The 25,454-nt window shown below is 68.7% G+C and carries 24 protein-coding genes; 10 read left to right on the top strand and 14 right to left on the bottom strand.

The window, feature by feature from the left end; all coding sequences use genetic code 11:
- Nucleotides 1–2 precede the first annotated feature (2 nt).
- Nucleotides 3–1,487, top strand: coding sequence for a class I adenylate-forming enzyme family protein (locus H7F49_RS01600; RefSeq protein WP_185681795.1), 1,485 nt, complete (start codon nucleotides 3–5; stop codon nucleotides 1,485–1,487).
- A 61-nt stretch (nucleotides 1,488–1,548) separates the two neighbouring features.
- Nucleotides 1,549–2,673: a CoA transferase gene (locus tag H7F49_RS01595; protein ID WP_185681794.1), complete on the top strand. Its 1,125-nt coding sequence runs from the start codon at nucleotides 1,549–1,551 to the stop codon at nucleotides 2,671–2,673.
- Here the strand turns inward: H7F49_RS01595 and H7F49_RS01590 are convergent.
- Nucleotides 2,606–3,559 (bottom strand): enoyl-CoA hydratase/isomerase family protein, encoded by a 954-nt coding sequence (locus H7F49_RS01590; protein ID WP_185681793.1) that lies wholly within the window; start codon nucleotides 3,557–3,559, stop codon nucleotides 2,606–2,608. The genes H7F49_RS01595 and H7F49_RS01590 overlap by 68 nt on opposite strands.
- Before the next feature lie 136 nt (nucleotides 3,560–3,695).
- Between H7F49_RS01590 and H7F49_RS01585 the strand changes: the two genes are divergently transcribed.
- From H7F49_RS01585 to H7F49_RS01575, 3 genes are all read left to right on the top strand, one after another.
- Nucleotides 3,696–5,195: a class I adenylate-forming enzyme family protein gene (locus H7F49_RS01585; RefSeq protein WP_328806440.1), complete on the top strand. Its 1,500-nt coding sequence runs from the start codon at nucleotides 3,696–3,698 to the stop codon at nucleotides 5,193–5,195.
- A gap of 80 nt (nucleotides 5,196–5,275) precedes the next feature.
- Entirely contained in the window at nucleotides 5,276–6,082 is an 807-nt protein-coding gene (locus H7F49_RS01580; RefSeq protein WP_185681791.1) for a helix-turn-helix domain-containing protein, read from the top strand.
- Between the two features lie 27 nt (nucleotides 6,083–6,109).
- The gene (locus H7F49_RS01575; protein ID WP_185681790.1) at nucleotides 6,110–7,378 is read left to right on the top strand and encodes an amidohydrolase family protein; all 1,269 of its coding nucleotides are present in this window, start codon (nucleotides 6,110–6,112) and stop codon (nucleotides 7,376–7,378) included.
- A gap of 61 nt (nucleotides 7,379–7,439) precedes the next feature.
- Here H7F49_RS01575 and H7F49_RS01570 read toward each other — a convergent pair whose 3' ends face one another.
- From H7F49_RS01570 to H7F49_RS01555, 4 genes are read right to left on the bottom strand one after another with little or no spacing between them, the layout of a single operon-like run.
- A complete protein-coding gene (locus tag H7F49_RS01570; RefSeq protein WP_235981520.1) occupies nucleotides 7,440–8,783 on the bottom strand; it encodes an amidohydrolase family protein in 1,344 nt (447 codons plus the stop codon).
- On the bottom strand, nucleotides 8,784–9,512 hold the full coding sequence (locus H7F49_RS01565; protein WP_185681789.1) for a DUF2889 domain-containing protein: 729 nt from the start codon (nucleotides 9,510–9,512) through the stop codon (nucleotides 8,784–8,786).
- On the bottom strand, nucleotides 9,505–10,665 hold the full coding sequence (locus H7F49_RS01560; RefSeq protein ID WP_185681788.1) for a thiolase family protein: 1,161 nt from the start codon (nucleotides 10,663–10,665) through the stop codon (nucleotides 9,505–9,507). Before H7F49_RS01560 ends, H7F49_RS01565 begins: the two co-directional genes overlap by 8 nt.
- 1 nt (nucleotide 10,666) lies before the next feature.
- Nucleotides 10,667–11,071, bottom strand: a complete 405-nt coding sequence (locus H7F49_RS01555; RefSeq protein WP_185681787.1) for a Zn-ribbon domain-containing OB-fold protein — start codon at nucleotides 11,069–11,071, stop codon at nucleotides 10,667–10,669.
- A 157-nt stretch (nucleotides 11,072–11,228) separates the two neighbouring features.
- Between H7F49_RS01555 and H7F49_RS01550 the strand changes: the two genes are divergently transcribed.
- From H7F49_RS01550 to H7F49_RS01540, 3 genes are read left to right on the top strand one after another with little or no spacing between them, the layout of a single operon-like run.
- Nucleotides 11,229–12,050 carry a coniferyl-alcohol dehydrogenase gene (locus H7F49_RS01550; protein WP_185681786.1) on the top strand — a complete coding sequence of 274 codons (822 nt, stop codon included), beginning with the start codon at nucleotides 11,229–11,231 and terminating at the stop codon, nucleotides 12,048–12,050.
- 32 nt (nucleotides 12,051–12,082) lie between these two features.
- Nucleotides 12,083–14,275, top strand: coding sequence for an acyl-CoA dehydrogenase (locus H7F49_RS01545; RefSeq protein WP_185681785.1), 2,193 nt, complete (start codon nucleotides 12,083–12,085; stop codon nucleotides 14,273–14,275).
- 9 nt (nucleotides 14,276–14,284) lie between these two features.
- Nucleotides 14,285–15,094: an enoyl-CoA hydratase/isomerase family protein gene (locus H7F49_RS01540; protein ID WP_185681784.1), complete on the top strand. Its 810-nt coding sequence runs from the start codon at nucleotides 14,285–14,287 to the stop codon at nucleotides 15,092–15,094.
- A 21-nt stretch (nucleotides 15,095–15,115) separates the two neighbouring features.
- On the opposite strand, the gene H7F49_RS01535 is transcribed toward H7F49_RS01540, so the two are convergent.
- The 9 genes from H7F49_RS01535 to H7F49_RS01495 all read right to left on the bottom strand — a co-directional run bounded on the left by H7F49_RS01535 (nucleotide 15,116) and on the right by H7F49_RS01495 (nucleotide 23,626).
- Nucleotides 15,116–15,871, bottom strand: coding sequence for a TetR/AcrR family transcriptional regulator (locus tag H7F49_RS01535; protein ID WP_185681783.1), 756 nt, complete (start codon nucleotides 15,869–15,871; stop codon nucleotides 15,116–15,118).
- A gap of 8 nt (nucleotides 15,872–15,879) precedes the next feature.
- On the bottom strand, nucleotides 15,880–17,349 hold the full coding sequence (locus tag H7F49_RS01530) for an aldehyde dehydrogenase family protein (protein WP_185681782.1): 1,470 nt from the start codon (nucleotides 17,347–17,349) through the stop codon (nucleotides 15,880–15,882).
- Nucleotides 17,350–17,368: 19 nt separating this feature from the next.
- Entirely contained in the window at nucleotides 17,369–18,106 is a 738-nt protein-coding gene (locus tag H7F49_RS01525; RefSeq protein ID WP_185681781.1) for an SDR family oxidoreductase, read from the bottom strand.
- Between the two features lie 129 nt (nucleotides 18,107–18,235).
- Nucleotides 18,236–19,018: a hypothetical protein gene (locus tag H7F49_RS01520; RefSeq protein ID WP_185681780.1), complete on the bottom strand. Its 783-nt coding sequence runs from the start codon at nucleotides 19,016–19,018 to the stop codon at nucleotides 18,236–18,238.
- A gap of 23 nt (nucleotides 19,019–19,041) precedes the next feature.
- Nucleotides 19,042–19,803, bottom strand: coding sequence for an SDR family NAD(P)-dependent oxidoreductase (locus H7F49_RS01515; RefSeq protein ID WP_185681779.1), 762 nt, complete (start codon nucleotides 19,801–19,803; stop codon nucleotides 19,042–19,044).
- A 10-nt stretch (nucleotides 19,804–19,813) separates the two neighbouring features.
- Nucleotides 19,814–20,212, bottom strand: coding sequence for a nuclear transport factor 2 family protein (locus H7F49_RS01510; RefSeq protein ID WP_185681778.1), 399 nt, complete (start codon nucleotides 20,210–20,212; stop codon nucleotides 19,814–19,816).
- The gene (locus tag H7F49_RS01505) at nucleotides 20,209–21,924 is read right to left on the bottom strand and encodes a class I adenylate-forming enzyme family protein (RefSeq protein WP_185681777.1); all 1,716 of its coding nucleotides are present in this window, start codon (nucleotides 21,922–21,924) and stop codon (nucleotides 20,209–20,211) included. Before H7F49_RS01505 ends, H7F49_RS01510 begins: the two co-directional genes overlap by 4 nt.
- A gap of 19 nt (nucleotides 21,925–21,943) precedes the next feature.
- Nucleotides 21,944–22,927, bottom strand: coding sequence for an acrylyl-CoA reductase (NADPH) (acuI, locus tag H7F49_RS01500; RefSeq protein WP_185681776.1), 984 nt, complete (start codon nucleotides 22,925–22,927; stop codon nucleotides 21,944–21,946).
- Between the two features lie 24 nt (nucleotides 22,928–22,951).
- A complete protein-coding gene (locus H7F49_RS01495) occupies nucleotides 22,952–23,626 on the bottom strand; it encodes a TetR/AcrR family transcriptional regulator (protein ID WP_185681775.1) in 675 nt (224 codons plus the stop codon).
- Between the two features lie 300 nt (nucleotides 23,627–23,926).
- Here H7F49_RS01495 and H7F49_RS01490 point away from each other — a divergent pair, with 300 nt between their 5' ends.
- Nucleotides 23,927–25,117 (top strand): aromatic ring-hydroxylating oxygenase subunit alpha, encoded by a 1,191-nt coding sequence (locus H7F49_RS01490; RefSeq protein WP_185681774.1) that lies wholly within the window; start codon nucleotides 23,927–23,929, stop codon nucleotides 25,115–25,117.
- The gene (locus H7F49_RS01485) at nucleotides 25,114–25,452 is read left to right on the top strand and encodes a hypothetical protein (protein ID WP_185681773.1); all 339 of its coding nucleotides are present in this window, start codon (nucleotides 25,114–25,116) and stop codon (nucleotides 25,450–25,452) included. The genes H7F49_RS01490 and H7F49_RS01485 overlap by 4 nt, the downstream gene beginning before the upstream one ends.
- The last annotated feature ends 2 nt before the right edge of the window (nucleotides 25,453–25,454 follow it).

Raw genomic sequence — 25,454 nt, 5'->3', positions numbered from 1 at the left:
CGATGAACATCGCGCTGTTCCTCGAAATGGCCGCCGAGGCCGCGCCCGAGCGCATCGGGCTGGTCTGTGACGGTCGCCGCTGGAGCTATGGCGAACTGCTGGCCGGCGCGCGCGGGGCGGCCCGGTCGATCGTCGAAGCCGGGTGCAGCCATGTCGCCCTGCTCGACGAATCGAGCGAGGCGGCGATCTTCGCGCTGTTCGGGGCGGCGCTGGCGGGGGTGCCCTATTGCCCGCTCAACTACCGGCTGGCCGACGCCGACCTCGGCGCGCTGCTTGGCCGGATTGCTCCGGCGCTGGTGATCGGCGATGTTGCGCGCGCCTCGCGGCTCTGCCCCGGCAACTTGAACCGGTCGCGCGGGGATTTCGTCTCCACCGCGCTCTCCGCGCAACCGCTGGACGAGGCCGCCGACGGCGAAGGGATCGCGATCCAGCTGTTCACCAGCGGCACCACCGCGGCGCCCAAGGCGGCGATCCTGCGGCACGCCAACCTGGTGTCCTACATTCTCGGCACGGTCGAGTTCGCCTGCGCCGACGAGAGCGACGCCGCCCTCGTATCGGTTCCGCCCTATCACATCGCGGGCATTTCAGCGCTGCTCAGCTCGATCTATGCGCAGCGGCGGATCGTGATGCTTCCGGCCTTCTCGCCGGAAGCCTGGCTGGCGCTGGCCGAAGCCGAGGCGGTGAGCAACGCCTTCGTCGTGCCGACCATGCTGTCCCGCATTCTCGACGCGCTCGAACGCGACGGCACGCCGCGCCTGCCCGCGCTGCGCGCCGTGGCCTATGGTGGCGGCAAGATGCCGTTCGAAGTGATCGACAAGGCCCTGACGCGACTTCCGCAGGTCGGCTTCACCAATGCCTACGGCCTGACCGAGACCAGCTCGACCATCGCCCTGCTCGGCCCCGACGACCATCGCGTCGCGCATGGTTCGGCCGATCCGCAGGTGCGGGCCCGGCTGGCCTCGGTCGGCCGTCCGCTGCCCACGGTCGAGCTCGAAATTCGCGACGAGGACGGCCGGGTGCTTCCTGCGGGAATGCCGGGCGAAATCTTCGTGCGCGGCGACCAGGTCTCGGGCGAATACCGCGAGAAGAGCGCGCTGACCGCCGACGGCTGGTTCCCCACCCGCGACGCCGGCTATCTCGACGCGGAGGGCTACCTGTTCCTGTCCGGCCGCGCCGACGACGTGATCGTCCGCGGGGGCGAGAACATGTCTCCGGGCGAGATCGAGGACGTGCTGCTGACCCATCCGGCCATCGCCGATGCCTGCGCCGTGGGGGTGCCTTCGGTGGAATGGGGCGAAGCGGTGGGCGTTGCGCTGGTGCTGCGCGAAGGCCATGCCCGCCCGGACGAGGCCGAGCTGTGCCGCCTGGTGCGCGAACGGCTCCGTTCGAGCCGCGTTCCCGAGGTGATCCGGTTCGAACCCGCGCTGCCCTACAACGAGATGGGCAAGCTGCTGCGGCGCGAAGTGCGCAAGCTCTTTGCCGCCTGAGCCGGGGCGTTTGCCCCTGACCGGCTGGGCTGACCGGCAGCTCGGCGAATTGGCCGATCTGATGGCCCGAAAGACGCCCTTGCCGAACACGGGCGCCGAACTGCTGGGACTGCGCGCCAAGCTCAACGGCTTCCGGGTGCCGGGCCAGGTTTCGGCCGGGGGCGGCTGCCGGCTGCTCCCGGTCAGCGACGGGTGGATCGCCCTCAACCTGGCGCGCCCGGACGATCGCGCCATGCTGCCCGCGCTGGTTGGTGATGCCGGATTGGCGGTTTACGACGATGCCGCGCTGCGGCAGGCCGTCCGCGGTATGGGTTGGCGCGCGCTGCTCGCCCAGGGCCGGCTGCTTGGCCTGGCCATTGCCGGGGTCGATGAGACGCCTGCCAGCGCCGCGGTGACCCGCACGATGACCGGCGCCAGGCGCGACGGCGCCAGACCGTTCCGTGATCGTGCCCCGGTCGTGGTCGACCTCTCGGCGCTCTGGGCCGGGCCGCTCGCCGGGCATCTGCTCGGGCTTGGCGGCGCCCAGGTGAGCAAGGTCGAGAGCCCCGTTCGGCCGGATTCCCTCCGCACCGGCGATCCGGCCCTGTTTGCCGCACTCAACGGCGCCAAGGAGCAGACCGCGATCGCGCTGACCAGGGCCGAAGGGCGGGCCGCGCTGCTCGAGTTGGTTCGTCACGCCGACGTTGTGATCGAGGCGGCGCGACCCCGCGCCCTGCTGCAGTTGGGGATCGACGCGGACGCGTTGGTGCGGACAGTGCCGGGCCTGGTCTGGGTCACCATCACCGGGCACGGCGTCACCGGCGAGGCCGGACACTGGGTCGGCTTCGGCGACGATGCCGGAGTGGCGGGCGGGCTCAGTGCCGCGTTGTACCGGGAGACCGGGCGGATCGGCTTTGTGGGGGATGCGATCGCCGATCCCCTGACCGGGATCACGGCCGCGCGCGAGGCCGCGCAGCAATTGGCCAAGGGAACCGGCGCGCGGATCATTCTGTCGATGAGCGGGGTGGTCGCCCGCGCCCTGGCCGAAAGCCGCGCCGCAGACCCTGCCGGGCTCGCCGCCGACCTCCGCGACTGGGCGGCCCGGGAAGGAACGCCGATCGTCCCGATCGCCCGCTCGATCAACCCTCAATCCGGTCAACCAGCCCCCAGGCGAGCGCCTGGCGTGCCGGTACCCGCCGTCCGCTGAGCACCATCCACGCGGTCCGCGCCCGCCCGATCCGACGCGACAGCGAGACGCAGCCGCCCGCCCCGGGGATCAGGCCCATGGCCAGTTCGGGCAGCTGGAACCAGGCATCAGGCGTCGCGATCACCCGGGCTGCGAAGGCGGCCATCTCCAGCCCCGATCCGATGCAGGCGCCGTGGACTCGCGCCGTCAACCGGTCGCGGCAGGCCAGGATCGGCCAGGCCGGAAGAGTGCGAAGCCGGATCGCATGGGCCCGCAGCGGGTCGCGGGTGGTGCCGAATTCGGCCAGCTCGGCTCCCACCGAAAAGGCGCGCCCGGCGCCGCTGAGTTCCACTGCGGTGATGTCGGGATCGAGCGCGGCCAGCTCGAAGGCCTCGCGCAGGGCATCGCGCAGCGGCCGGTCAATCGCGTTGTGTGCGGCGGGACGGTCGAGCCGCAGCCGCAGGCGGTTGTCGGACCGCTCAACCTCCAGCCGTCCCGGCCCTGTCGGCAACGCGGGGATGGCGGCGTGGCCAGCGAGCCAGTCGCGATGCTCCGGGCCGCCTTGCAGCAGACCATAGGCCATCGATTCGGCGACCAGGGCCGAGCGGTCGTCGAGGCGTTCAATCGTGCGCAACAGCTGGACCAGCACCGCGGCGGCATCGGGGTTGCGGGCACAATTGCGCAGGACCAGGGCGGCGTCCCCCGGTTCGTCCACCACCAGATCGAGCGCAGCGGCGAGCGGATGGTCGCGCGGACCCAGCCCGATCACGGGAAAGGCCGGCAGCGGGGCAGGCAAGGCATCCGGGGCCCCAGCGTCCAGCCTGACCAAGGCGGCCGGCATCGGCTCGCTCCACCAGCACAGCGCCGTGAGATCGGCAGGCTCCGGCAGGACCACGGGATCGCTCATCGCGGCCACCCTAACCGCCAGGCTGCGATCGGCAAGGCAGGGCGGACGCGGCGCGGACCAGGGCCGCGTCCATCGTTGCGGCGTTGTCTCGGACCGCGGGCTTGCCTGTGGTCGGCCGCGCCATATGCTGCGGGTCGTGCCGTCCCTTCCCCTTCTCGTCCAGGCCGCGCTGGCGCGCGATCCCGCTTCGCCGGCCATGGCCTTTGCCGGGGAATGGATCGACTGGGGGACCCTGTGCACCACGGCCAACCGCATTGCCGGGGCGCTGGACGAGGCCGGGGTCGCGCCCGATGCTCCGGTCGGTCTGGTCCCGCGCAACCGGCCCGAGGCGATCGCCGCGCTCCTCGCGCTGCTCGCCGCGGGGCGCTCGGTGCGGATGATCTACGCCTTCCAGTCGGCCGAGGGGATCGCGCAGGGCATGGCCCGGCCCGGTCTGGGGGGCGTGGTGGTCCACGCCGAGGACGCTGCCGCAGGGGTGGTCTCCGCAGCCCGCGAGACTGGACTGGGGCTGGTCGTGCTGGAGGGCATGGGCAAGGCGAGCGCAGCGGTCATGGCCGCCCCGGCCACGGCCGCAGCCCGGCCAGCAGCCTCACAGATCGAAATCCTGACCAGCGGCACGACCGGCCCGCCGAAGCCTTTCGCCGTGCCGTACTCCCTGATCGAGCAGCACTTCCTCGCCACCCCGCTGACGCGCAGCCAGGGCGACGATCCCGGCCTGGCGCCGCCCTTTCTGCTGTACTTCCCGCTGGGCAACATCACCGGGCTCTACTCCACCCTGCCGACCCTGCTGCGCGGCCAGCGCGCGATCCTGCTGGAGCGGTTCTCACTGGCGGCCTGGCATGCCTATGTGGTCGAACACCGCCCGGTCCACAGCGGGGTTCCGCCCAGTGCCATGCGTCAGATCCTCGAGGCCGGCATCCCGGTTGAGGACCTGGCCTCGATCCGGGCCATGGGAGTCGGCGCGGCGCCGCTCGATCCGGCGGTGCAGCGCGCCTTCGAGGCGCGTTACGGCATTCCCGTGCTGCCCTCCTACGGCGCGACCGAATTCGCCGGGCCGGTGGCGATGATGTCTGCCGAGTTGCATGCCGAATGGGGAGCGGCCAAGCTCGGGTCGGTCGGTCGGGCCCTGCCGGGGGTGCAAATGCGCGTGGTCGACCCGGAGAGCGGCGCGGCCCTGCCCCCCGGAGAAACCGGCCTGCTGCATGTGATCGCGCCGCGCATCGGGCCTGACTGGATCGTCACGTCCGACCTTGCCACGATCGATGCCGACGGCTTCCTGTTCCTCAAGGGCCGCGCCGACGGGGCGATCATGCGGGGCGGCTTCAAGGTCCTGCCCGAGACGATCGAGGCTGCCCTGCTGCTCCATCCGGCGATCGCCGAGGCCGCCGTGGTCGGGGTGCCGGACGAACGCCTGGGCGAGGTTCCCGCAGCGGCCATGGTCTGCGTCACGGGGCATTCCGGCACGCCTACGCCAGCCGAGCTCGAAACCCATCTGCGCCGGCATGTCCTGGCGACCCATATCCCGGCACAATGGCGCTTCTGCAGCGAACTGCCCCGCACGCCTTCGCTCAAGGTGGATCGCGGAGCGGTCCGCCGGCTGTTCGGCCCCACCTTTCCCCAAGGGGCAGGAGATTAAAACCGAACCCCTATCATTTTTATTTGACACGCCCCGGCATCGAGTGAACAGTACTGTTCATAAGAGCACGGGAGAGACCTATGAGTGCCACCGAGTCGAACAAGGCGAAAATCGCCCGTCGTGTTGTTGAAGTGCTTGAATTCTTTGACGAAGATCACCCTAACGCCACCGTGATGGACATCGTCCGGCGCTACAATCGGCCGCAGTCGAGCACTTCTGAGCTGCTGTCGAGCCTGGTGGCCCTGGGTCTGCTCTACAAGGACCATACCACCCGTTCGTTCGCCCCGACCCCGCGCGCCGCGCTGCTGGGCTGCTCGGTGCAGTCGGGCGTGGTGCGCGACGGCCGCCTGGCCGGGCTGATCGATCGGCTTTCGGCGCAGACCGGCCTCGGCATCGCCGTGTTCGGCATGGTCGGGACCACCGCCCAGATCTTCAACTGGCGGCCGGGCAAGTGGCAACTGCGCACCTCGCAGACCGATGGCCTGGCGGGCGGCCAGCACGAAGTGCTGACCGAGACCGCTGCCGGACACCTGCTCCTGTCCACCCTGCCGCAGGCGCGGCGCGATGGCTTGCTGCGGCGCATCAACGCCGAGGCCCCGGCCGAGCGCAAGTTCGTCTTTGGCGAGATGGTCACCCGGATCCAGGCCTGCGGCGACCATGGCTATGCCTCGGGCGTGGCTGGCTTCGGCTCCATCGCCGACGTGACCGCCATGTTGCTGCCGGACCAGCCGGAGGGCCAGCCCCTGGCGATCGGCCTGATTTACGAGCCATCGGAGCAGATCAACGCCGAGGTCCTGCGCGAGACCCTGGGCGAAGCGATCGCGCGCTGCATCGCCGCGGCACCGGACCAGGGCGCCGAGGTCGAGCGTCTCGCCGGGGTTGCCTGACCTGATACCTATCAAAGGAGCTTATCTGTGGCTGAATCCGATCCCGCCGAACTTGCCCAGGCGGCCCGCAAATACTGGTCGGCTGAGGGCTACACGGCCGGCGGCGTGATCCGCGAAGTCGATTATGCGTCCCAGTCCGGCGGGCTCGACCCCAGCCTGGCCGGGATCAAGATCGTCGACACCGACACCCATATCGTTGAGCCGCCGACGCTGTTCACCGACCGGGCCCCGGCCGCGCTGAAAGGCAAGGTGCCCTATGTGAAGCGCGATGCCGATGGCGTCGACCGCTGGTACATCGGGGACCGCAACTGCGGCACCCTCGGCGGGAACGTGATCCGCAAGGACAACAACAAGCTGCTCGGCCGGCTGGCCTTCCCGACGCTCGACGAGGCCCATGCCGGCGGGCACGAGATCGCTCCGCGACTGGCCGCGATGGATGACATGGGGGTCCATGCCCAGATCTGCTTCCAGAACTCGGGCATCACCCAGGCCGGCACCCTGATGAGCCTGGGCGATCGTGATCTCGCCCTCGCGATCATGAAGATGTACAACGATTTCAATGCCGACTGGCAGAATGAATCCGGCAACCGGCTCTTCCCGATGGCCCACCTGCCCTTCTGGGACAAGGCGGAGATGGAGAAGGAGGCCCGGCGCTGCATCGACATGGGGCTGAAGGGCTTCGTCCTGCCCGACACGCCGGAACGCGTCGGGGTGCCGAGCTTCAACCACGACTACTGGACCGGCTTCCTCGAAATGTGCGACGCCACCGGCACGCCGCTCAACTTCCACCTCAATGCGGCGATGGACCCCAACACGCTGACCTGGGAAGGCTTCCAGTTCGAGCAGACCCTGTCGGTCGTGGCCACGATGTTCTCGATCGGCAATGCCGCCACGCTGGGCAACTGGATGGTCTCGGGCCGGCTCGACCAGCACCCGGGGCTCAAGATCGGCCTGATCGAAAGCGGGATGGGCTGGATTCCCTTCGCCGTCGAGGCGCTGGAGCACCAGTTCCAGGAAATGCTGCCCAGCAAGCGCGATGTGCTGAAGAAGCAGCCGTGGGACTATTTCCGCGACCACTTCATGTGCACCTTCTGGTTCGAAAAGGTCGCGCCCAAGCTGCTGCTCGAAACCATCGGCGTCGACAACGTCATGTTCGAGACCGACTTCCCGCACCCGACCTCGCTCTATCCGGGCGTGCAGGCGCACATCGTCGACGTACTCGGCGGCTATGATCACGCGATCAAGAAGAAGGTCCTGCAGGACAACGCCTCGCGGTTCTACAACCTCGGGCTCTGATCCTCCGGCCCGCCGGACCAAGGCCCCGCCGGTGCATCCGGCGGGGCTTTTTCATGGGCGGTCAGAGCGCGGCTTCGCGGGCGCGCCGCTCGGCATGTTCGCTGAACATCTGCATGACGTCGCCCGAGGTGACCGGCCGGTCCTCGGTCAAGGGCACGGCCCCGCCCGAAGCCTTGGGCGCGGTATCGACCCCCTTGGCCCGCGCCCGGGCGTGGCAGGCGCCCACGGTCATGTCCTCGCGCCGGTTGTGCGCGAACAGCGCGTCATGGCGCAGCCAGCGGATCGCATTGCCGTGGGTTATGCGGTCGATCACGTCCTCGGGCAGGTCCTTGACCTGATGCCACAGCATCTCGGCCGCATCGGGCCACAAGGCGTCCGAATGCGGATAGTCGACCTCGTAGGTGACGTTGTCGAGCCCCACCGCGTCGAGGTTCTTCAGGCCATAGGGGTCCCATAGGAAGCAGTGGCAGAAGTGCCGCCGCATCAGTTCGCTGGGCTTCAGCCCGTTGAACCGGGATTTGGTCCAGGCCCTGTGGCGCCAGTTCGAGAAGTCGGCCCGCTCCATCAGGTAGGGAACCCAGCCGATCGAGCCTTCAGCGACGATGATGCGGAGATCGGGATAGCGGTGCAGCTCATCCAACTGCAGCCAGTCGGCCACCCCCTGGGCGACCGACAGCGGCATGGTGGCGATCCACGCCTCGATCGGGGTCTCGAGCGAGGCGTGCGGGGCCGGGTTGCCCGAACCGATGTGCAGCGCGATCGTCATGTCGGTCTCGGCAATCGCCTGGTAGACCGGGTCCCAGTAATCGTTGTGGATCGAGGGCAGGCCCTGGGCCGTGGGATTCTCGTTCATCATCACCACGCGGAAACCCTTGCGCGCCAGCCGGTGGATTTCGGCCACGGTCGCGCCGGGATCCCAGGTGGGCAGGACACCCAGCGGAATGAACCGGCCCGGATAGGCCATGCACCATTCCTCGTAGTGCCAGTCGTTGTAGGCCTGCATGTGGCGCAGGGCGAGCGCCTTGTCGGGGGCTTCGTGGAACGTTCGGCCATCGAAGGCGATCGAATTGCCGAAGCACATCGATGCGGCGATCCCGTTGACGTCCATGTCATCGATCCGGGCGTGGACATCGTAGCAGCCCTCACGCAGCTGATCGAGGCTGGTCGGTTCCATCCCGTATTCCTCGAAGGGCCGGCCGACCACGGCGTTGAGCCCCACCGAAGCCTTGAGCCGCCCCTGGTACTCCCAATAGTTCTTGCCCCGCGGATCGGTCCGCAGCTTGGGCGCAGTGGCGAGCAGGTCGCCCGACAGCTGGTTGTCGAAGAGGTTCGGCGGTTCGCAGATGTGGTCGTCGGTGGAGATCACCACCATGTCGTTCATGTGCATCGCGATGCTCCCTGGCATTCAGGGCTCGCGCCGGCGAAAGCCCTCCGCGCCAAGATGACCAAGCGGCTCCAGCGATCCTTGACTGAAATCAAGCACCTGCCCCACGCGCTGCGCCTCGGCCTTGCGAACATCCTGAAATGTATAGCAATTCGGCGGAATCCGGGTGGCATCGCTCTGGCGATCCATCGGGATTGCCCGCCCATGGGCCAGGATCGTACCCCATTGCAGCAGGCGCGCCGGCTCGTGCAGCGCAGCCGCCAGCCCCGCGATCCACTCGCGCAGCGCATACAGCGAGGTTCCGGCGAGCGCATCGGGCGCGGTCACCACGTCGTCGCGGTGCGACAGGCCCAGCAGGGTCTGCCCGTCGCGGCGGATCTCGGCGTGAACCAGGCCATCGACCGGATCGCTGACCGCGATGTCATAGACCAGGGCGTCCGGGTCATGGGCGTGGGCCGCAGCGAGGCTGGCGAGATCATGAAGATGGGTACAGTTGGCCCGCTTCTCGCCGGCGCGGACCGCCTCGGCCAGCGTCAGTCCGGCGAAGGTCTGGGCGAGGACCGCCGGAGCCCCGGGGCAGGTGGTCCAGGGGGCCCGGTCCATCACGGCTTCGACCGCGGTGATCCGCGTGCCATCGTGCCGCAGCGTCACCGCCATGCAGTGGTAATCGTCCTCCACCGCGGCGCGGACCGCGCCCGGGCCCGGCTCGACGCGGAAACGCCGGCGGAAGCCGGGCGCGCCGTCAATCACGCGCCAGCAGCAGCGCCGCGGCCATCGGCCCGCCGCCCGAGGTGGCCACGGCCACTTGCGGATCGCCCTGAACCTGCCGCGCACCGCCCTGCCCGCGCAGCTGGATCACAGCCTCATAGGCAAAGCCGAAGCCATGCAGCCGCCCCCAGCCGAGCTGCCCGCCACCGGTGTTCATCGGCAGTTCGCCGTCGAGCGCGATGCGGGTGCCGCCCTCGATGAAGCGGTGTCCCTCGCCGACCTCGCAGAAGCCCAGACCCTCCAGCCAGGTGATCGGCTGGAAGGCAAAGCCGTCGTAGAACTGGACGAGATCGACATCGTCGACGGTGTAGTCGGTGTTGCGCCACAGGTCGCGCCCGGTCGGATAGGCGCTGGCCCATTCGGCCTGGTCCCACGAATAGCGCTCGACCGAACCCGCCGTCGCGGCGATCCGCACCGGGGTCGAGGTGACCTCGTCCAGCGCCTCCCCGGCCGAGACGATCACCACGGTCGAGGCATCGGTGAACCGGTCGCAGTCATACAGGCAGAACGGGGTCGAGATCATCCGCGCCGCCATGTAGGTGTCGAGCGAGAGCGGCTGCTTGACGATCGCCCGCGGATTGAGCGCCGCGTTGCGATGATCGTTGAGCGCGATCTGGGCGAGCTGCTCGCGCGTCATGCCATACCGCTTCATGTGCCGTGTGGCGAACTGCGCGGTCCAGCAAGCCGCCGAGAAGGCGCCGAAGGGCGAGACCCACTGCGAGTTGCCGGTCACGTCCCGGCGGCGCTCGAGCGGGGGAAAGGCTTCCGGGCGCGCCAGAGCCGCGGCCTCGTAGACCGTGCGGAAGCAGATCACATGGCGCGCCAGCCCGGCCTTCACCGCGGCTGCGGCATCGGCAATCGCCCCCAGCTGGGCGGTCGCCTCGGCCGCACCGGTGTGCCAGCGCGTCTTCAGGCCGCAGGCCTCGATCACCTCGTCCACCCCGATCGGGGAAAAGCCGAGGAAGCTCGGCATCTTGCCGGGATAGGTCGAAACCCCGTCGATCTGCGCCAGGGTCAGCCCGGCGTCGGCCACGGCCTCACGGATCGCGTCCATGGTCAGGCCCAGCGGCGAACGGGTCAACCGGACGCCGACCTCGGACATCCCGACCCCGCTGATGAAGGCTTCGCCCGCCATGTCAGTCGACCTTCTCGAACAGGGGATACCAGATGCCGTCCTGCTCTTCGAACACGACCCGCACGCGATCGTCGATGTCCACCGCATCGACCGGGCAGCCGACGATGTTGGTGGTCAGGTAGACCCCCGGGGCATCGTCCAGCGCGACCCGGGCGATCACGAAGGGCACCTCCATGTCGGGCGCCCATTTCTGGTGATTGACGGTGTAGGTGTCGATCCGTCCCGCTCCGCTGACCACATGCGGCGCGACATTCTCGGACTGGCAGTGCCGGCACACCTCGCGCGGGGGGTGGATGAAGCCGTGGCAATCGTTGCAGCGGTGGATGAGGAGGCGGCCCTCACGGCCGCCCGTCCAGAACGCGCGGTTGTCGTCGTCGAGCCGGATGCGGGATCTCTGCCAGGTCATGCCGCCAGCTTACCGGCCCCGCCCGCAATGCCAATCTCCCGCAACCGCCTATCGCCAAGGCGATTAGCGCCCCGCTGCCCCCAATCCGCTATCCCGCAATGCGCACGCCTGTGGCAGTCGTGCCCGGGACACAGAGCTGAACGGTCAGGAACGGATCATGAGCAACCTTTTGGGATATAGCGGCAAGCGCGTGATCGTGAGCGGCTGCTTTTCGGGGATGGGCGAAGCCACGGCCCGGGCACTGATCGATCTCGGCGCCGAGGTGCATGGTCTGGACTTCAAGGACAGCAGCCTCCCGCTGGCCTCGTTCAATCGGGTCGACCTGCGCGATCCCGCCTCGATCGAAGCCGCCGTGGCCGCGATCGGCGGCAAGGTCGACGCCCTGTTCAACTGCGCCGGCCTGCCCGGCGGCGGCGCCTTCCCGGCGATGGACACCTTCAAGGTCAACTTCGCGGGGACCCGTCACCTGACCGAATGCGTGCTGCCGCTGATGGGCCCGGGCGGCGCCATCGTCAGCATCGCCTCGACCGGCGGGCTGGGCTGGAGCCGACGCATCCCCGTCCACATGGAACTGATGCAGACGACGGGCTTTGCCGGGGCAATCGCCTGGGCCGAAGCGCACATGGACCAGGTGTTCGAAGGCTATGCCTTCTCCAAGGAGGCGGTGATCGTCTGGACCCAGTTCATGTGCGCCCGCCTGATCCGCCAGGGCATCCGCATCAACTGCACCCTGCCCTCGCCCACCCAGACCCCGATGATGGACACCTTCCAGGCCACCTCGGGCAAGGAGGTGGTCGATGCCGCGGCCGAACCGCTCGGCCGCTACTCCACCGCCGAGGAACAGGCGAACGGGCTGCTGCTGATCAACAGTGACCTGGCCGGGATCATCACCGGCGTGGTCCTGCCGGTCGACGGTGGCTTCATGGGCTCGCTGGCGACCGGCCAGATCGACATCTCGAAGATGATGAAGCGCGGCTGAGTGGCCCGCGCCCGACAGGACGAAGATCCGACATGAATTTCGAGCTGACCAGCGAACAGCAGATGGTGCGCGAGACCTTCGCGCGTTTCCTCGAGGAAACGTGCACCGGTCCGCAATTGCGCGCGGCCGAGCAGCAGGGCTTCGATCCCGCGCTGTGGCAGGGCCTGGCCGAACTGGGCGCTTTCGGATTGCGCGTGCCCGAGGAGGCCGGCGGACTGGGTCTGGGCACCTTCGATGCCATGGTGGTGATGGAAGAGGCCGGCCGCACCCTGGCCGCCGGGCCGCTGGCCGAGGCGATCCTGGCGGCAAGACTGGTCGGCCAACTGGGCGGCGATGCCGAGCCGATCGTCAGCGGCGCGCGGGTTGCCAGCCTGGCCCTGCACGACCTGGCCGCACGGCCGCGCCAGTTCATCGCGGGAGGCGCCGTGGCCGAACTGGTCGTCGCCCGCCGCGGCGACGACGTCGTGCTGCTCGAGGTCCCGGCCACGGCGCGTCCGGCCGAGCCGAACCTGGCCGGCAACGCCCTGGCCGAGGTTGATCTGACCGCCGCCGCGGCGACGGTGCTCGCCAGCGGTCCCGAGGCCACGGCCCGGCACGCCGCCGTGGTCGAGGAATGGAAGCTGCTGCAGGCCGCGGCGCTTGCCGGACTGGGGCGGCAGGCGCTGCAGATGGCGGCGGCCTATGCCAGCGAACGCAAGCAGTTCGGCCAACTGATCGGGCAGTTCCAGGCGATCAGCCACCCGCTGGCGGACTGCCTGTGCGAGGTCGACGGGGCAAAGCTGCTGGCGTGGAAGGCGGTTCGCGAAATCGCCGACGGCAGCCCCGATGCCGCCGTGAACGTCAGCCTTGCCATCTGGGCCGCGGCCGATGCGGCGGGCAAGGCGGCGAGCCAGGCTCTGCAGACCTTCGGCGGCTATGGCCTGACCACCGAATACGACATCTACCTCTATGTGTTGCGCGCCAAGGCCTGGCCGCTGGTCTGGGGCGATCCGGCCGGTTGGCTGGAGGAAGCGGGGCGCCGCCGCTATGCTGGCGAGACGGCGAGCCTGCCGGACGTGGGGGATTGCCCGATCGAGTTCGACATCGGCGAGGAAGCCCGCGCGATGATCGCCGAGATCGACGCCTTCATGACCGCCAACGTCACCCCGGAGATGCGCGCGCGGTTCCACTATTCGTGGGAAGGCCACGTGCCGGAGCTGCACAAGAAGATGGCCGAGGCGGGGCTGCTGTTCCTGTCGAGCCCCGAGCTGGGCGGGCGCGGCGTCGGGCCCTATGCCCGCAGTGCGGCGCGCGGCGCGCTAGAGCGCCACGGCTACAGCAATCCGGCGGCGGGCGTGGCCGAGATGGTCGGACTGATGATCGCCCGGACCGGCAGCGACGAGCTCAAGCGCGACGTGCTGAGCCGGATCATCGCCGGCGAGGCGCTGGCCAGTCTCGGCTATTCCGAGCCGGGCGCCGGTTCGGACGTGTTCGCCGCGCAGACCCGCGCCACGCCCGAGGGCAATGCCTGGCGGATCGATGGCACCAAGATGTTCACCTCGGGAGCGAACATCGCCGACTATGTGCTGATGCTGACCCGCACCAATCCGGACGTGCCCAAGCACAAGGGGCTGACCATGTTCGTGGTGCCGCTGAAGTCCGAAGGGGTGACGGTGCAGCCGGTCTACACCTTCCAGGACGAACGGACCAACATCACCTTCTACGACAACGTGAAGATTCCCGACAGCTGGCGGCTGGGCGAGGTCGACGGCGGGGTGCGGACGATGTCGGCGGCGCTGGAGCTGGAGCACGGTGGCAGCTTCGCCAAGCCGATGTCCCATGCGCTCCATGCCGCCGAGGACCTGTGCCGGACCATCACCGCCCCCGACGGCGCCCCACTGATCGCCACGCCGCGGGTCCAGGCCCGGCTGGCCCGGGCGCTCGCCAACATCTGGATCGGCGAGCTGTTCGAGTATCGCGCGACCTGGGCGGCCGCCGAAAAGAAGCCGAACGTGGGTTATGGCCCGATGGCCAAGATGCATTCGTCCGAGAAGTTTCTCGAGGATGCGCGTGACCTGCTCGACCTGACCGCGCCGCTCTCATTGACCAAGCGCGAAGGGCCGGCGGCCATGCTCAACCAGTGCTACCGCCATGCCCACGGGACCCGGATCTATGGCGGGACCAGCCAGGTCCACCGCTCGATGATTGCCGAGCGCGTCCTTGGCCTGCCGCGCACGCGGGGTTAAGCAGGAACCATGACCGAGGCTCTGCCCCTGCTGACCGAGGATACCGGAGACGGCATCCTGATCGCCACGCTCAACCGGCCCGAGCAGTTGAACGCGCTGGACATGGGCACGATGGACCTCCTGACCGAGGCCGTGCACCGGTTCCGCGATACGCCCGAACTGAAGGTGATGCTGATCCGGGCGGCGGGGCGCTACTTCTGCGCCGGGGCCGACCTGAAGGGGGGCCAGCGCAAGATCACCCCGACCGGCCAGACCGCCAGCGGGATTCGCGAGAACCACCGCCTGAACCTCAACGGCATGCAGCAGTTGTGGGACGAGATGGAGCACATCGAAAAGCCCATCGTCGTCGCCCATCACGCGCCATGCGTCGGGGGCGGGCTGGAGCTGTCGCTGTCCTGCGACTTCCGCCTTGCCGCCGCGAGTGCGTCCTATGCCTTTCCCGAGGGCCTGTTCGGCGTGCTCCCGGCCTCGGGCGGGGTTTCGCGGCTCACCCGGCTGTGCGGGCCGCACTGGGCACGTTGGCTGATCATGGCCAACAAGCCGGCCGATGCCCAGCTCGCGCTGACGATGGGCCTGGTCCACCAGGTGTTTCCGGACGAGACTTTCGAGGCCGAAGTGATGGACTTCTGCCGCCACCTCGCCAAGCAGAACGGCGAGCAGATGGGCGCCGCCAAGGTCGCGATCGAACTCTGCGCCGAACTGGGCAGGGACGGCGCCCGGCAGGTGGAGCGCATGGCCAACAGCGGGTTGATGCTCAACCCGGCCTATCTGGAGACGATGCGCGCCTATGTCGAAAAGCTGGGCCGGAAGCGCGATTGAGACCCGGCCGCCGCGGGCCGGTCAGGCCGTGCGGTTGAGCTTGCGCTGATCGCGGATGGCAAGCTCGAAGATCCGGGTTTCGGCCTCGAGCAGGTGAGCCAGGGGGTTCACCGGTTCATTCAGGACCCTGGTCATCTTGTCATCGGTCATCACCGTGGCGACACGCTCCAGCCCGGTCATCAGCGCGGTCGCCGTGCTCGAGGTCAAGGTGCCCCGCTCCATCGGCCGGCTGTCCATCTGGGTGACCATCAGCCGCATGACCGGGATCGCCGAGCGTACGCGATGAACCAGCATGCGTTCGTCGCCGCGATCCGCCATGCTGTTGCGCAGGTGGAGTATGCGCGAATGGCGGGTCCAGAAATCGAAATAGGCGCGGACGAAGCACTCGGCACGGGCGTGCAGTTCCTTGTCCGGCCAGTATTCCCGCACGAGGTGGACATACTCGTCCTCCACCGTCGCCATGACCGGCTCGAGCACGGCGAGGATCAGTTCGGTCAGGTCGGCGAAATAGAGGTAGAGCGTGCCCATCCGGATGGCGGCACGCCGGGCCACCTCGGACAAGGTGATCGAACCGTCGCCAGCCGGATCGAGAATGATGTCCTGCGCGGCCGCAACGATCCGGTCGCGGGTGTCGCGCCCCTTGCGGCCGAGCCGCTGGCCGTTGAGATTGTGGGCAGACGCTTCACGACGGGCGGCAGCTGCGACTTGCCGGCGGCGGCTGGCACCCGCCGCCGCCGTGATCGGAATAACGTCAGCCAGCTTGCCGTCTGTCGCCACTTTCGTCCCTAGCCCTGTCGCCACGCCAGGAGCTTGGTCTCGAGGAACTCCTCGATTCCCTCCAGGCCCCACTCGCGGCCGATGCCGCTAGCCTTGTAACCCCCGAATGGCAAGTCGCCGGCGATGCACATCCCGCCGTTGATGCTGACCGAACCGGTGCGAATGCGCCGCGCGACCGCCATGGCGCGATCGAGGCTGCCCGAGCTGACCCCGCCGGACAGGCCGTACTGGCTTTCGTTGGCGATGCGCACGGCATCGTCGTCGTCGTCGAACGGGATCACCACAAGCACGGGTCCGAAGATCTCTTCCTGAGCGATCCGCATATCGTTGCGCACGTCGACGAAGCAGGTCGGCTCGATGAAATAGCCGCCGCCCTTGTCGGGCCGGGGCGAACCGCCGGCGAGCAGGGTGGCGCCCTCCTGCTTGCCCAGTTCGATGTAGGACAGGACCCGTTCCATCTGCCGCTGCGAGACCACAGGCCCCATGATATGCTGGGGGTTGTCATAGTCGCCCCAGTTGTCGCCGAACCCCGCATAGGCGCGCTGAAGGACGGCCTTGGCCTCTTCGTAGCGGCTGCGCGGCACCAGCAGGCGCGAATGGACCGCGCAACCCTGCCCGGCGTGGAACACCAGGATCGACTGGGCGCACTCCATCGCGAAGTTGGGGGCATCGTCCAGCACGATCTTGGCCGACTTGCCGCCCAGCTCGAGGAACACCCGCTTCAGCGTGGCAGCGCCCTGCTCCATGATCCGCTTGCCCACCCCGGTCGATCCGGTGAAGCTGATCAGGTCAACCCGCGGGTCCTGCACCAGCATCTCGCCCGCCAGGGCCGGATCGGAGCCGAACACCACGTTCAGCACCCCGGCCGGGAATCCGGCCTCTGCGGCCAGCTCGCCGAAGATCGCGCCCATTCCCGGGGTGTTGGGGGCGGGCTTGAGAATGACGGTACAGCCCGCCAGCAGCGCGGCGACGACCTTGCCGACATTGACATAGAGCGGGACGTTCCACGGGGTGATCGCCGCCACCACGCCCACCGGCTCATAGACCGCCTTGCGCACGGTCTCGAAACCATAGCCGGTGCGGCTGCCGTAGTCCTTTTCCCACTTCAACTGGGGAAACAGGTCCAGGTAGTCCTTCCAGCCGTCCATCGCCATGTCGACATGGGCCCGCCCGATCGCCCCGAGCGCAGCGCCGGCCTCGTTGCGGGCGAGATCGGCGAGACGGCCGCGATTGGCGTCGAACAGCTCGTAGAGGCGGCTCACCAGCGCCACACGCAGCGCGGTGTTGGTCGCCCAGTCGGTCTGGTCGAAGGCGCGGCGGGCCGCGACGATCGCAGCCTCGACATCGGCAGCCGAGGCATCGGCGGCCTGGCCGACCGCCTCGCCCGTCCACGGACTGATCACCGCGAAGGTCTTGCCACCCTCGGCATCACGGCTCTGGCCGTCGATAAAGAGCTTGGCGTCGGGAAGCAGGGGCATGTCGGTTCCTTGTGGTGAATCAGGGTTTGCGGCCGTTGACCGCAACGAGGTTGAGGTGCGTGTCGGCGGGCATGTCGAGGATCGCGCGGAACACGTCGGTCACCGAATTGTAGTGCGACAAGCCGCGCTCACGCAGGTTGATCCCGACCGAGGCGGCGGCCGCGCCGAAGCGCATCGAGGTTTCGACCGGCCAGGGCGCACCGGTCTTGGTCTCGTCGAACATCTGGCCGGCGCGAACCACGGTGACCCGGACCCCGTCGGGCTCGAACTCGCGCGCCCACATCTCGGACATCAGCTCGACCGCGTGCTTGGTCGAGGCATAGAGCCACATCATCGGGGTCTTGAGCACCGAGCTCTCGCTGGTCACGTTGATCACCAGCCCACCGCCGCGCAGCAGCGGCATGGCTTCGCGCGTGCAGAACACCGTGCCAGAGATGTTGATGCCGACCAGGTCCTGGACCAGCTGATCGGTCGCCTCGGCCAGGGTGAAGGGCCAGTAGATCCCGGCATTGTTGATCAGCACGTCGATCTTGGGATGGCGTTCCGCGACCTGGGCGAAGGCGGCGCGAACCGAATCGGGATCGGCCACGTCGCAGGGCAGCGCCAGTGCGGAGTCACCGATCTCCTCGGCGACGGCCTGGACCTTCGCGAAGGTCCGGCCCAGCAGCACGACCTTGTCCCCGTCGCGCGCGAAGCGCCGGGCCAGGGCCCGACCCAGTCCGTCTCCGGCACCGGTGATGACGATAGTCTTGCCCACGCTCCGCTCCACCCCTGTCTGTTGTCGGGTCGGCATGACCCTAACCGAGCTGCGGGGTGGTTGACAGGCGGGCCGGCTGCCAAATCGCGGGCGCGATGAGCCCGGCCCCCGCCGCCGCGCCCCGTTCGGTCAGGCGCCGGTGACGCGGAAATCGGGCGGATAGACCGAAAGGTCCCCGGCATAGGCCATGCCGCCGTCCCAGAAGTCCGGACCGTTGATCTTGCGGAAGAAGTGCACGGTCCGGGCAAAGGAACCGGCCTTCGAGCGCGGCTCCATCTGGTCACCGCTGGGGCTGACTCCCCGGGCCCGGGCGCTGAAATCCTTGATCGAGAACAGCAGGTCATCGGTCTGGTGGCCGCACATCACCACGTCGCTGCCCGGACAGAACCGGCGCGGCTCGATCTGCACCGCCGACAGCCGCCCGCGGCGCATCGCGACGAAGCCCGGCACCCGGCAGACCTCGGGAATGTGCACCTCGTCATACCAGCGATGGTATTCCTCCTCCATGCCCGCCACGAAATTGGCGAGGATCATGAACATGCTGGAGAAGGGCTTGTCGGGAACGTGGTTCGGGCCCGATTTCCAGTCCGAATAGAGCCGGTAGCTATAGATTCGCTCGGTTTCGGTGGCATCGTCGATCAAGCCCCCGTCGCGCGCCTTGGCCAGCAAGGGGCCGAGGGCCGGCAGATCGATTTCGGGATGGGTCAGTTCGAAATCGTAGACGCTCATGTAGCGCCACGGCTGCGCGATGTCGGGCATCACCTGCTCGGGGGTGACCTCGTAGCGATCGGCGCTGCGAAAGCCGCGCAGCCGGGCCAAATCCTCGCGGTGCGCGCCTTCGAACCAGGCTGCATAGTCGGCCTCGCACCCGGCCGGGACGTTGTGCAGGTGGATCGTGGTGTAAAGGCCCATCGTGTTCTCCGATGCTGCGGGGATCAGATCCGGAAACCGCGCAGCTGGTTGCCGCCGTCGCACAGCAGGATCTGGTTGTTGATGAAGCTGCCTTCGGGCGAGGCTAGGAAAACGGCCAGATTGGCGATGTCCTCGGCCGTGCCCTGCCGCTTGACCATCTGCATGGCCTTCAGCCGCTGCCAGTTCTCCTCAGCCACCCCGTCCTTGGCGGCCGGGGTTTCCATCAGGCCCGGGGCAATGCCCACGCAGCGGATCTCGTCCGCGGCGAACTGGCTGGCCATGGCATGGGTGAACACGTTCAGGCAGGCCTTGGTCACCCCATAGGCCGTGGCCGGCTGGTAGCTGGCCATCGAGCTCTTGTTGATGATCAGCCCTTTGGCGGCCGCCAGAGCGGGACGCAGCGCCTCGGCCAGCAGCATCGGCCCGATCGTGTTGACCGCAAGATAATGCTGCCACCGGGCCTGGCCCAGGCCGAAGAACCCCCGGGCGATATCCCCCAGATGGAGTCCGGCGTTGTTGATCAGCACGTCGATCCGCGGGTGCTGGGCCAGGACCAGCGCGGCAAGCGCCGTGATGTCGTCCTCTGAGGCCATGTCACAGACATGCTGCTCGGCGGTGCCGCCCGCCTGCTCGACCTGGGTGCGGGTTTCGGCCATGCCGGCCGGGTTGATGTCGGCGAGGATGACATGGGCCCCGCGCGAGCCGAAAGCGAGGGCATGGGCGCGGCCGAGACCGGCGGCGCCTCCGGTCACGAGCACGGTGCGGCCGGCGAAGATCGGGGTCACCTAGGCGCTCCTATTCGTAGCGGGTGAAGCCGACGTGGCTGATCCGCCAGCCTTCGGCCGTGCGGCGGAAGCGGTCGCTGTAGCGTCCGACAATCAGCATCGTCTCGCCATCGCGGCGACGCGAATGGACCGCGATGGTCCAGTCGCCCGTCGCCTCGTCGCCGTTCACCTCGATGCGCGGCGATCCGAGCATGTGGATCATCCACTGCGAGCCGCCGCCCACTGCGGTCGCCATGAACTCGGCCAGCTTGGCCGGAGTGTCGAACTGGATGAAGCCATAATCGGCCGTCGCATCGGGAACGAAGCAGGGGAGCAGGGCGGCGATGGCGCCTTGCGGATCGTGCGGGGCGGAGTCTCCGGCCGCGCAATAGCGTGCCTTGAGGTTGGCGATCTCCAGGGCATCGTTCATTGCGGCGGCTCTCCCTTTTCCTGCTCCAGCCGTTCGACCGCACGCTGGCGCAGGTCGGCGGTCTTGATCTTGGCGCTTCCGGTCAGCGCCAGGTCCTCCTCGGCGAAGAACAGCACCCGGCGCGGCACCTTGAAGCTGGCCAGCGTCTCGCGCGCGGCGCTCTGGATCGCGGCCTCGCTGAGCCGGGCGCCGTCATGCGGCACGACGCAGGCCACCACCATCTCGCCCAGCGTGTCGTGCGGCACGCCCACGGTCTGGACCGCCTTGATTCCGGGCAGGGTCTTGAGCACGCCGTCGATCTCGACCGGCGAGACATTGGCACCGCCGGTCTTGATGATGTCGTTGAGTCGACCGTGCCAGAAGAGCCGGCCCTCCGCATCGACATGACCGGAATCGCCGGTGCGGAAGAAGCCCTCGGCATCGAGCGTGTCGGCCAGCGGCACACCGATATAGCCGATCATCAGCGTCGGCCCCTTGACCGCGATCTCGCCGCGCTGGCCCACCGGCACGGTGGCGCCGCTCAACGGATCGACGATCTTGATCGTGTTGCCCGGGCACGGCAGGCCATTGCTGCCGGCGATCTCCGCTTCCGGCGTGTTCGCGGGATAGGCGGCCATCAGCGTGAAGGTTTCGGTGTTGCCGAAGGCGGCGTAGGGTTCGCGCCAGGTGCTGCGCACGGTCGGGTGCCGCGCGATCGGGGACTTGCAGTCCATGTAGATCAGTGAGGACAGGTCGGCCGTGGCCCAGTTGGGTGCCGCGATGAGTTGCTCCCATTGGTGCGGCCAGGCCAGGATCATGGTCGCGCGCTCGCGCTCGACCAGGGTCAGGGCCTCTTCCGCGTTGAAGGTGGATTGCAGCACCAGGCACCCGCCCGAGGTCAGGGCCCCGCCCAGCGCCATCGAGAAATTGCCGGACCAGAAAAAGCCGTTGGCCGACCAGACCCGCACATCGCCTTGCCCGACCTTGTACCACCGGGGCCAGCGCCACAGCTGCAGCGTCACTCCGCGATGGGCCGAGAGGATCCCCTTGGGCCGGGCGGTCGACCCGGACGAGAAGAACAGCACCCCGGGATCGGCCGGCATCACCGTGGCGGCCCGGGCCTCGACCACGGCCGGATCGACCGTGGCACCACGCGCGACAAAGCCCGCCCAGGCTTCCACCGCGCCCCCGTCCACGGCATCGCCAACGGCGGCGACATGGGTCAGGTACGGATAGCGGGTCGAACCGATCGCCCCGGGGCGCCCCCCGGAGATCGCCGGATCGAGCTCGCGCAGCACGGCCGCGAAGTCCTTCTTGAGCACCTGCGCCTCAACCAGCAGCACCGACACGGCCGAGGCCTCGAGCAGGTGATCGAGCTCGGCCGGGGTGGAGAAGGTGCTGAAGGTTGTCGCCACGCCGCCGGCCAGCGCCGTCCCGAAGGTCGCCGAAAGGAACTCGGGGCGGTTGGTCATCAGGATGCCGACCCGCGTGCCCTTGCCCACCCCGCAGGCGATCAGCGCGCGGGCCACGGCCATGGCTTCGCGCCACAGGTCGGCATAGGTCCAGCTGGTCCGGTGCCCCGTGCCCACGCCCCCGTCATGGTAAACCAGGGCCTCAGCGTTGCCGCCCTGTTGGCAGACGGTGCGGAACCATCCGGTCAAGGTCAGCTCGCCGAGCCCTTCCTCCTGGTCGAGCGCCGGGCCGTGAATGATCGAGGCAGCCTCGCTGGTCATGGGCGGAGGTCCATCCGGCTCAGCGGTTGACGTCGACGATCACCCGGCCGCGGACCTTGCCCGCAAGCAGGTCGGCGGCCACGGCGGGGGCTTCGGCCAGCCCGATTTCGGCGCCGATCACCTCGAGCAGAGCCGGATCGAGATCGCGCGCGAGCCGTTCCCAGGCCGCCAGGCGCAGCGGCCGCGGGGCCATCACGCTGTCGACCCCGAGCAGGCGCACGCCGCGCAGGATGAAGGGCATGACGGTGGCGGGGAAATCGGCCCCCTGGGCCAGGCCGCAGGCGGCGACGGCGCCGCCATAGCGGGTCTGGGCGCAGGCATTGGCCAGCGTGTGGCTGCCCACCGCATCGACCACCCCGGCCCAGCGCTCCCTGGCGAGCGGCTTGCCCGGGGCCGAAAGCTCGGCCCGGTCGATCACCGCAGCGGCGCCGAGCTGGCGCAGGTAGTCCTCCTCGGACGCCTTCCCGGTCGATCCGACCACAGTGAAGCCCGCCTGCTTGAGCAGGGCCACCGCCACGCTGCCGACCCCGCCGGTGGCACCCGTCACCAGCACCTCGCCCTGGTCCGGGGTAACCCCGGCCTTGACCAGCGCATCGACGCACAGCGCCGCGGTGTAACCCGCCGTGCCGATCGCCATGGCCTGCCGCTCGGTGAAGGCCGCGGGCAGCGGCACCAGCCAGTCTCCCTTGAGCCGGGCGACCTGGGCGAGCCCGCCCCAGTGGGTTTCCCCCACCCCCCAGCCGTTGAGCACGACCTTGTCACCCGGCTTCCAGTCGGCATGGTCCGAGCTGCGCACCGTGCCCGCCAGGTCGATCCCGGGAACCATCGGGAACTTGCGAACCACCGGCGAGCTGCCGGTGATCGCCAGACCATCCTTGAAGTTGAGGGTCGAGAACGCGACGTCGATGGTGACATCGCCTTCGGGCAACTGGCTCTCGTCCAGCGACTGGACCGACACCGTCTGTCCGGTCTCGGGCTTTTCGATCAGGATGGCGTTGAACATCGGATATCCTTTCTGAAAATGGGGTCAGGTGTCGGACCGGTCGTCGGGCCGGGCCGCGCCGACCACGGCGGGCGGCGCCCGGTCCGGGCGCACGGTGCCGTGCAGCGACAGGCGCAGCATCTCGCGGGCGAAACGGTCGGCCTCGGCGGCGGAGGCGGCCTCCCCGCCGGAATGAGCGCGGGCCCATACCGGCCACAGGATATGTCCGGCCAGGCTGATGATCGAGAAGACCTCCACGTCGATTCCCGGCTGGGCCAGGGCGGTCTGCGCGAAGCGGGCGATCGATCCGGAATATTCGCGCCAGAAGACGTCCTTCGAAGGGTCCTCCGCCGCCAGGATCTGGAGCATCCAGACCCGGCACAGCTCCGGGTTGTCCATGGCGAACCGCGCGAGATTGCGCGTCACCGCCAGCATGTCGACCTCCTCGACCACCCGCTGCGCGGCCGTGGCCGGATCACCCAGGACAGCCCGGTGCAGCTTGTCGGAAACGTAGGACACGGTCTCCTCGATCAGCCGCTCGCGGGTGTCGAAATGCTGGTAGGCCGTGCCGCGGTTGACCCCGGCCAGCAGGGCCACTTCGGACAGGCTGATCCCGGCGGGGCCATCCTTGGCGAGCAGCTTGCACGCGGCCTCCAGGATGACCGTGCGGGTCGCCTCGGGATCGCGCGGGCGTCGGGTCCGGGCCACCGCCTCAGTCATGTTTTCTCCCCGCCCTGTGCTGGCCCCATTGCCTGTTGCCATAACAGGGGCCGGGCCGGGCGAGTCAACGCCGTCCCGCGCCACCCCGGGGTTTCATCGCCCACGCGTCGTTGCCCTCTGCGCCAGGGGCGCCAGACCCGCCGCCGGCCATCGCGGCGGCGATCATCGGGAGACCCCAAGCCGGGACGATTGTCACGCCTCTCCAAGTCGATAGCCTGAACTTGGGCAGAGCGAAGCCGGCCCGCCCGACGGGTCCTGTCTCGCCGGTGCGAGAGCAAGGCACGGCCGAACGAGGTGACCATGGCGACCAAACCGACCTTCACGTCTGTCGACCAGGCCGATCTCGACTTCCTCGGCCGCGAGCCCATTCCGGCGAAGTACTATCATGATGCCGACTGGTACGAGCGCGAACGGCAGGCCATCTTCCTGCGCAGCTGGATCGAGATCGGCCATGTCTGCGAGCTGCCCCAGCCGGGCAGCTTCATCCGGCGCGAGCTGGAGTTCGCCGGCGTCAGCCTGCTGATCGTCCGTGGCCGCGATGGCGAGATCCGGGCCTTCCACAATGTCTGCACCCACCGCGGCACCCAGCTCACCGACCAGGCCGAAGGCCGCACCAGCACCTTTTCCTGCCCCTACCACCGCTGGACTTTCGGACTCGACGGCGCGCTGCTGTCGGCCCCCGACTTCGAGCGGTTCTTCACCACCAAGGCCGATTGCGCCTTGCCGCGGGTGGCACTCGACACCTGCGCCGGGCTGATCTTCGTCAACCTGGGGGCAGATCCGGTGCCCCTGCGCGACTGGCTGGGGGAGCTTGCCGACGAGCTCGAGACCTTGCCGGTGGCGCGGGCGACGCGGTTCAGCGAGTACGTCTACGATATCGCGGCGAACTGGAAGCTGACCTACGACAACTTCCAGGAGAACTACCACCTGCGGTTCATCCATCCGCGGACCGGCGAGGCGACCTTCAGCTCGGAAAATCCCTTCGGCTATCCGGTGCGCTACCAGTTCTTCGGACCGCACCGGACCCAGACGATCTGGACCAACCCGGAGCCACGGATCGCGCCGCTGCAAAGGGTCGCCATGGGCAAGGCGATGATCGCCGCGGCCCGGCGCGGACTGGCCGGAGGGCCGAACGGGCGGGAGTACTTCGCGCTGTTTCCGAACTTCTTCATCCTCGGGACCGTGGCGCCGCACTTCAGCCATGTGGTCTATCCGCTGGGACCCCAGCGCTCGCGCGGGGTGATCCGGATCTATTGGGAAGGCGACGACGCCGATGCCAGCGAGCGCTTCGCGCGCGAATATGTCATGGCCATGGCCCGCGACGTTCACGCCGAGGATCGCGCGGTGATCGAAGCGGGGCAGCGCGGGCTGGCGAGCGGGGCACTGAAGCACATCCATTTCCAGACCCAGGAAGCCCTGTGCCGCCACCTGATCGGCGCGGTCCGCGATGCGGTCGCCGCCCATGAAGCGGCGGCGGGGACGGCGGGATGACCATGATCCTGCCTGAAGACTTCGCCGATCTGGAGCCCTTCGTTGCGGACTGGACGCCGGCGACCAGCGCAGAGCGGGCCGCCCGGCGGAGTGCGGCCTCGGCAACGGCGCTCGCGGCGTTCCACGACGCCATGGCGCCCAGACTGGACGCCGCGCTGGTCTGGCTCGACGCCCGTCCGTTGGCCGATCTCGACCCGGCCGGTCGCAATCTGCTGGGCCTCTGCCTGATGCTCGCCCACGTCGCGCTTGCGGTCGAGACGCAGGGCCAGGACGAACCGCGCCATGCCCTCCAGCGCGAAGTGATGCGCATTACCCGCACCCCCGCCGACCCGTGATC

This window comes from Novosphingobium aerophilum (assembly GCF_014230305.1).
In the GTDB taxonomy this organism is placed as follows: domain Bacteria; phylum Pseudomonadota; class Alphaproteobacteria; order Sphingomonadales; family Sphingomonadaceae; genus Novosphingobium; species Novosphingobium aerophilum.
This window is presented reverse-complemented; position numbering and strand designations above follow the sequence as displayed.

Excerpts from the sequence above, each read along its gene's own strand:
- H7F49_RS01600 (WP_185681795.1), top strand. The coding sequence starts at position 3 with ATGAACATCGCGCTGTTCCTCGAAATGGCCGCCGAGGCCGCGCCCGAG.
- H7F49_RS01595 (WP_185681794.1), top strand. The coding sequence starts at position 1,549 with ATGGCCCGAAAGACGCCCTTGCCGAACACGGGCGCCGAACTGCTGGGA.
- H7F49_RS01590 (WP_185681793.1), bottom strand. The coding sequence starts at position 3,559 with ATGAGCGATCCCGTGGTCCTGCCGGAGCCTGCCGATCTCACGGCGCTG.
- H7F49_RS01580 (WP_185681791.1), top strand. The coding sequence starts at position 5,276 with ATGAGTGCCACCGAGTCGAACAAGGCGAAAATCGCCCGTCGTGTTGTT.
- H7F49_RS01570 (WP_235981520.1), bottom strand. The coding sequence starts at position 8,783 with ATGCCAGGGAGCATCGCGATGCACATGAACGACATGGTGGTGATCTCC.
- H7F49_RS01560 (WP_185681788.1), bottom strand. The coding sequence starts at position 10,665 with ATGGCGGGCGAAGCCTTCATCAGCGGGGTCGGGATGTCCGAGGTCGGC.
- H7F49_RS01555 (WP_185681787.1), bottom strand. The coding sequence starts at position 11,071 with ATGACCTGGCAGAGATCCCGCATCCGGCTCGACGACGACAACCGCGCG.
- H7F49_RS01550 (WP_185681786.1), top strand. The coding sequence starts at position 11,229 with ATGAGCAACCTTTTGGGATATAGCGGCAAGCGCGTGATCGTGAGCGGC.
- H7F49_RS01545 (WP_185681785.1), top strand. The coding sequence starts at position 12,083 with ATGAATTTCGAGCTGACCAGCGAACAGCAGATGGTGCGCGAGACCTTC.
- H7F49_RS01540 (WP_185681784.1), top strand. The coding sequence starts at position 14,285 with ATGACCGAGGCTCTGCCCCTGCTGACCGAGGATACCGGAGACGGCATC.
- H7F49_RS01530 (WP_185681782.1), bottom strand. The coding sequence starts at position 17,349 with ATGCCCCTGCTTCCCGACGCCAAGCTCTTTATCGACGGCCAGAGCCGT.
- H7F49_RS01520 (WP_185681780.1), bottom strand. The coding sequence starts at position 19,018 with ATGGGCCTTTACACCACGATCCACCTGCACAACGTCCCGGCCGGGTGC.
- H7F49_RS01510 (WP_185681778.1), bottom strand. The coding sequence starts at position 20,212 with ATGAACGATGCCCTGGAGATCGCCAACCTCAAGGCACGCTATTGCGCG.
- H7F49_RS01505 (WP_185681777.1), bottom strand. The coding sequence starts at position 21,924 with ATGACCAGCGAGGCTGCCTCGATCATTCACGGCCCGGCGCTCGACCAG.
- acuI (WP_185681776.1), bottom strand. The coding sequence starts at position 22,927 with ATGTTCAACGCCATCCTGATCGAAAAGCCCGAGACCGGACAGACGGTG.
- H7F49_RS01495 (WP_185681775.1), bottom strand. The coding sequence starts at position 23,626 with ATGACTGAGGCGGTGGCCCGGACCCGACGCCCGCGCGATCCCGAGGCG.
- H7F49_RS01490 (WP_185681774.1), top strand. The coding sequence starts at position 23,927 with ATGGCGACCAAACCGACCTTCACGTCTGTCGACCAGGCCGATCTCGAC.
- H7F49_RS01485 (WP_185681773.1), top strand. The coding sequence starts at position 25,114 with ATGACCATGATCCTGCCTGAAGACTTCGCCGATCTGGAGCCCTTCGTT.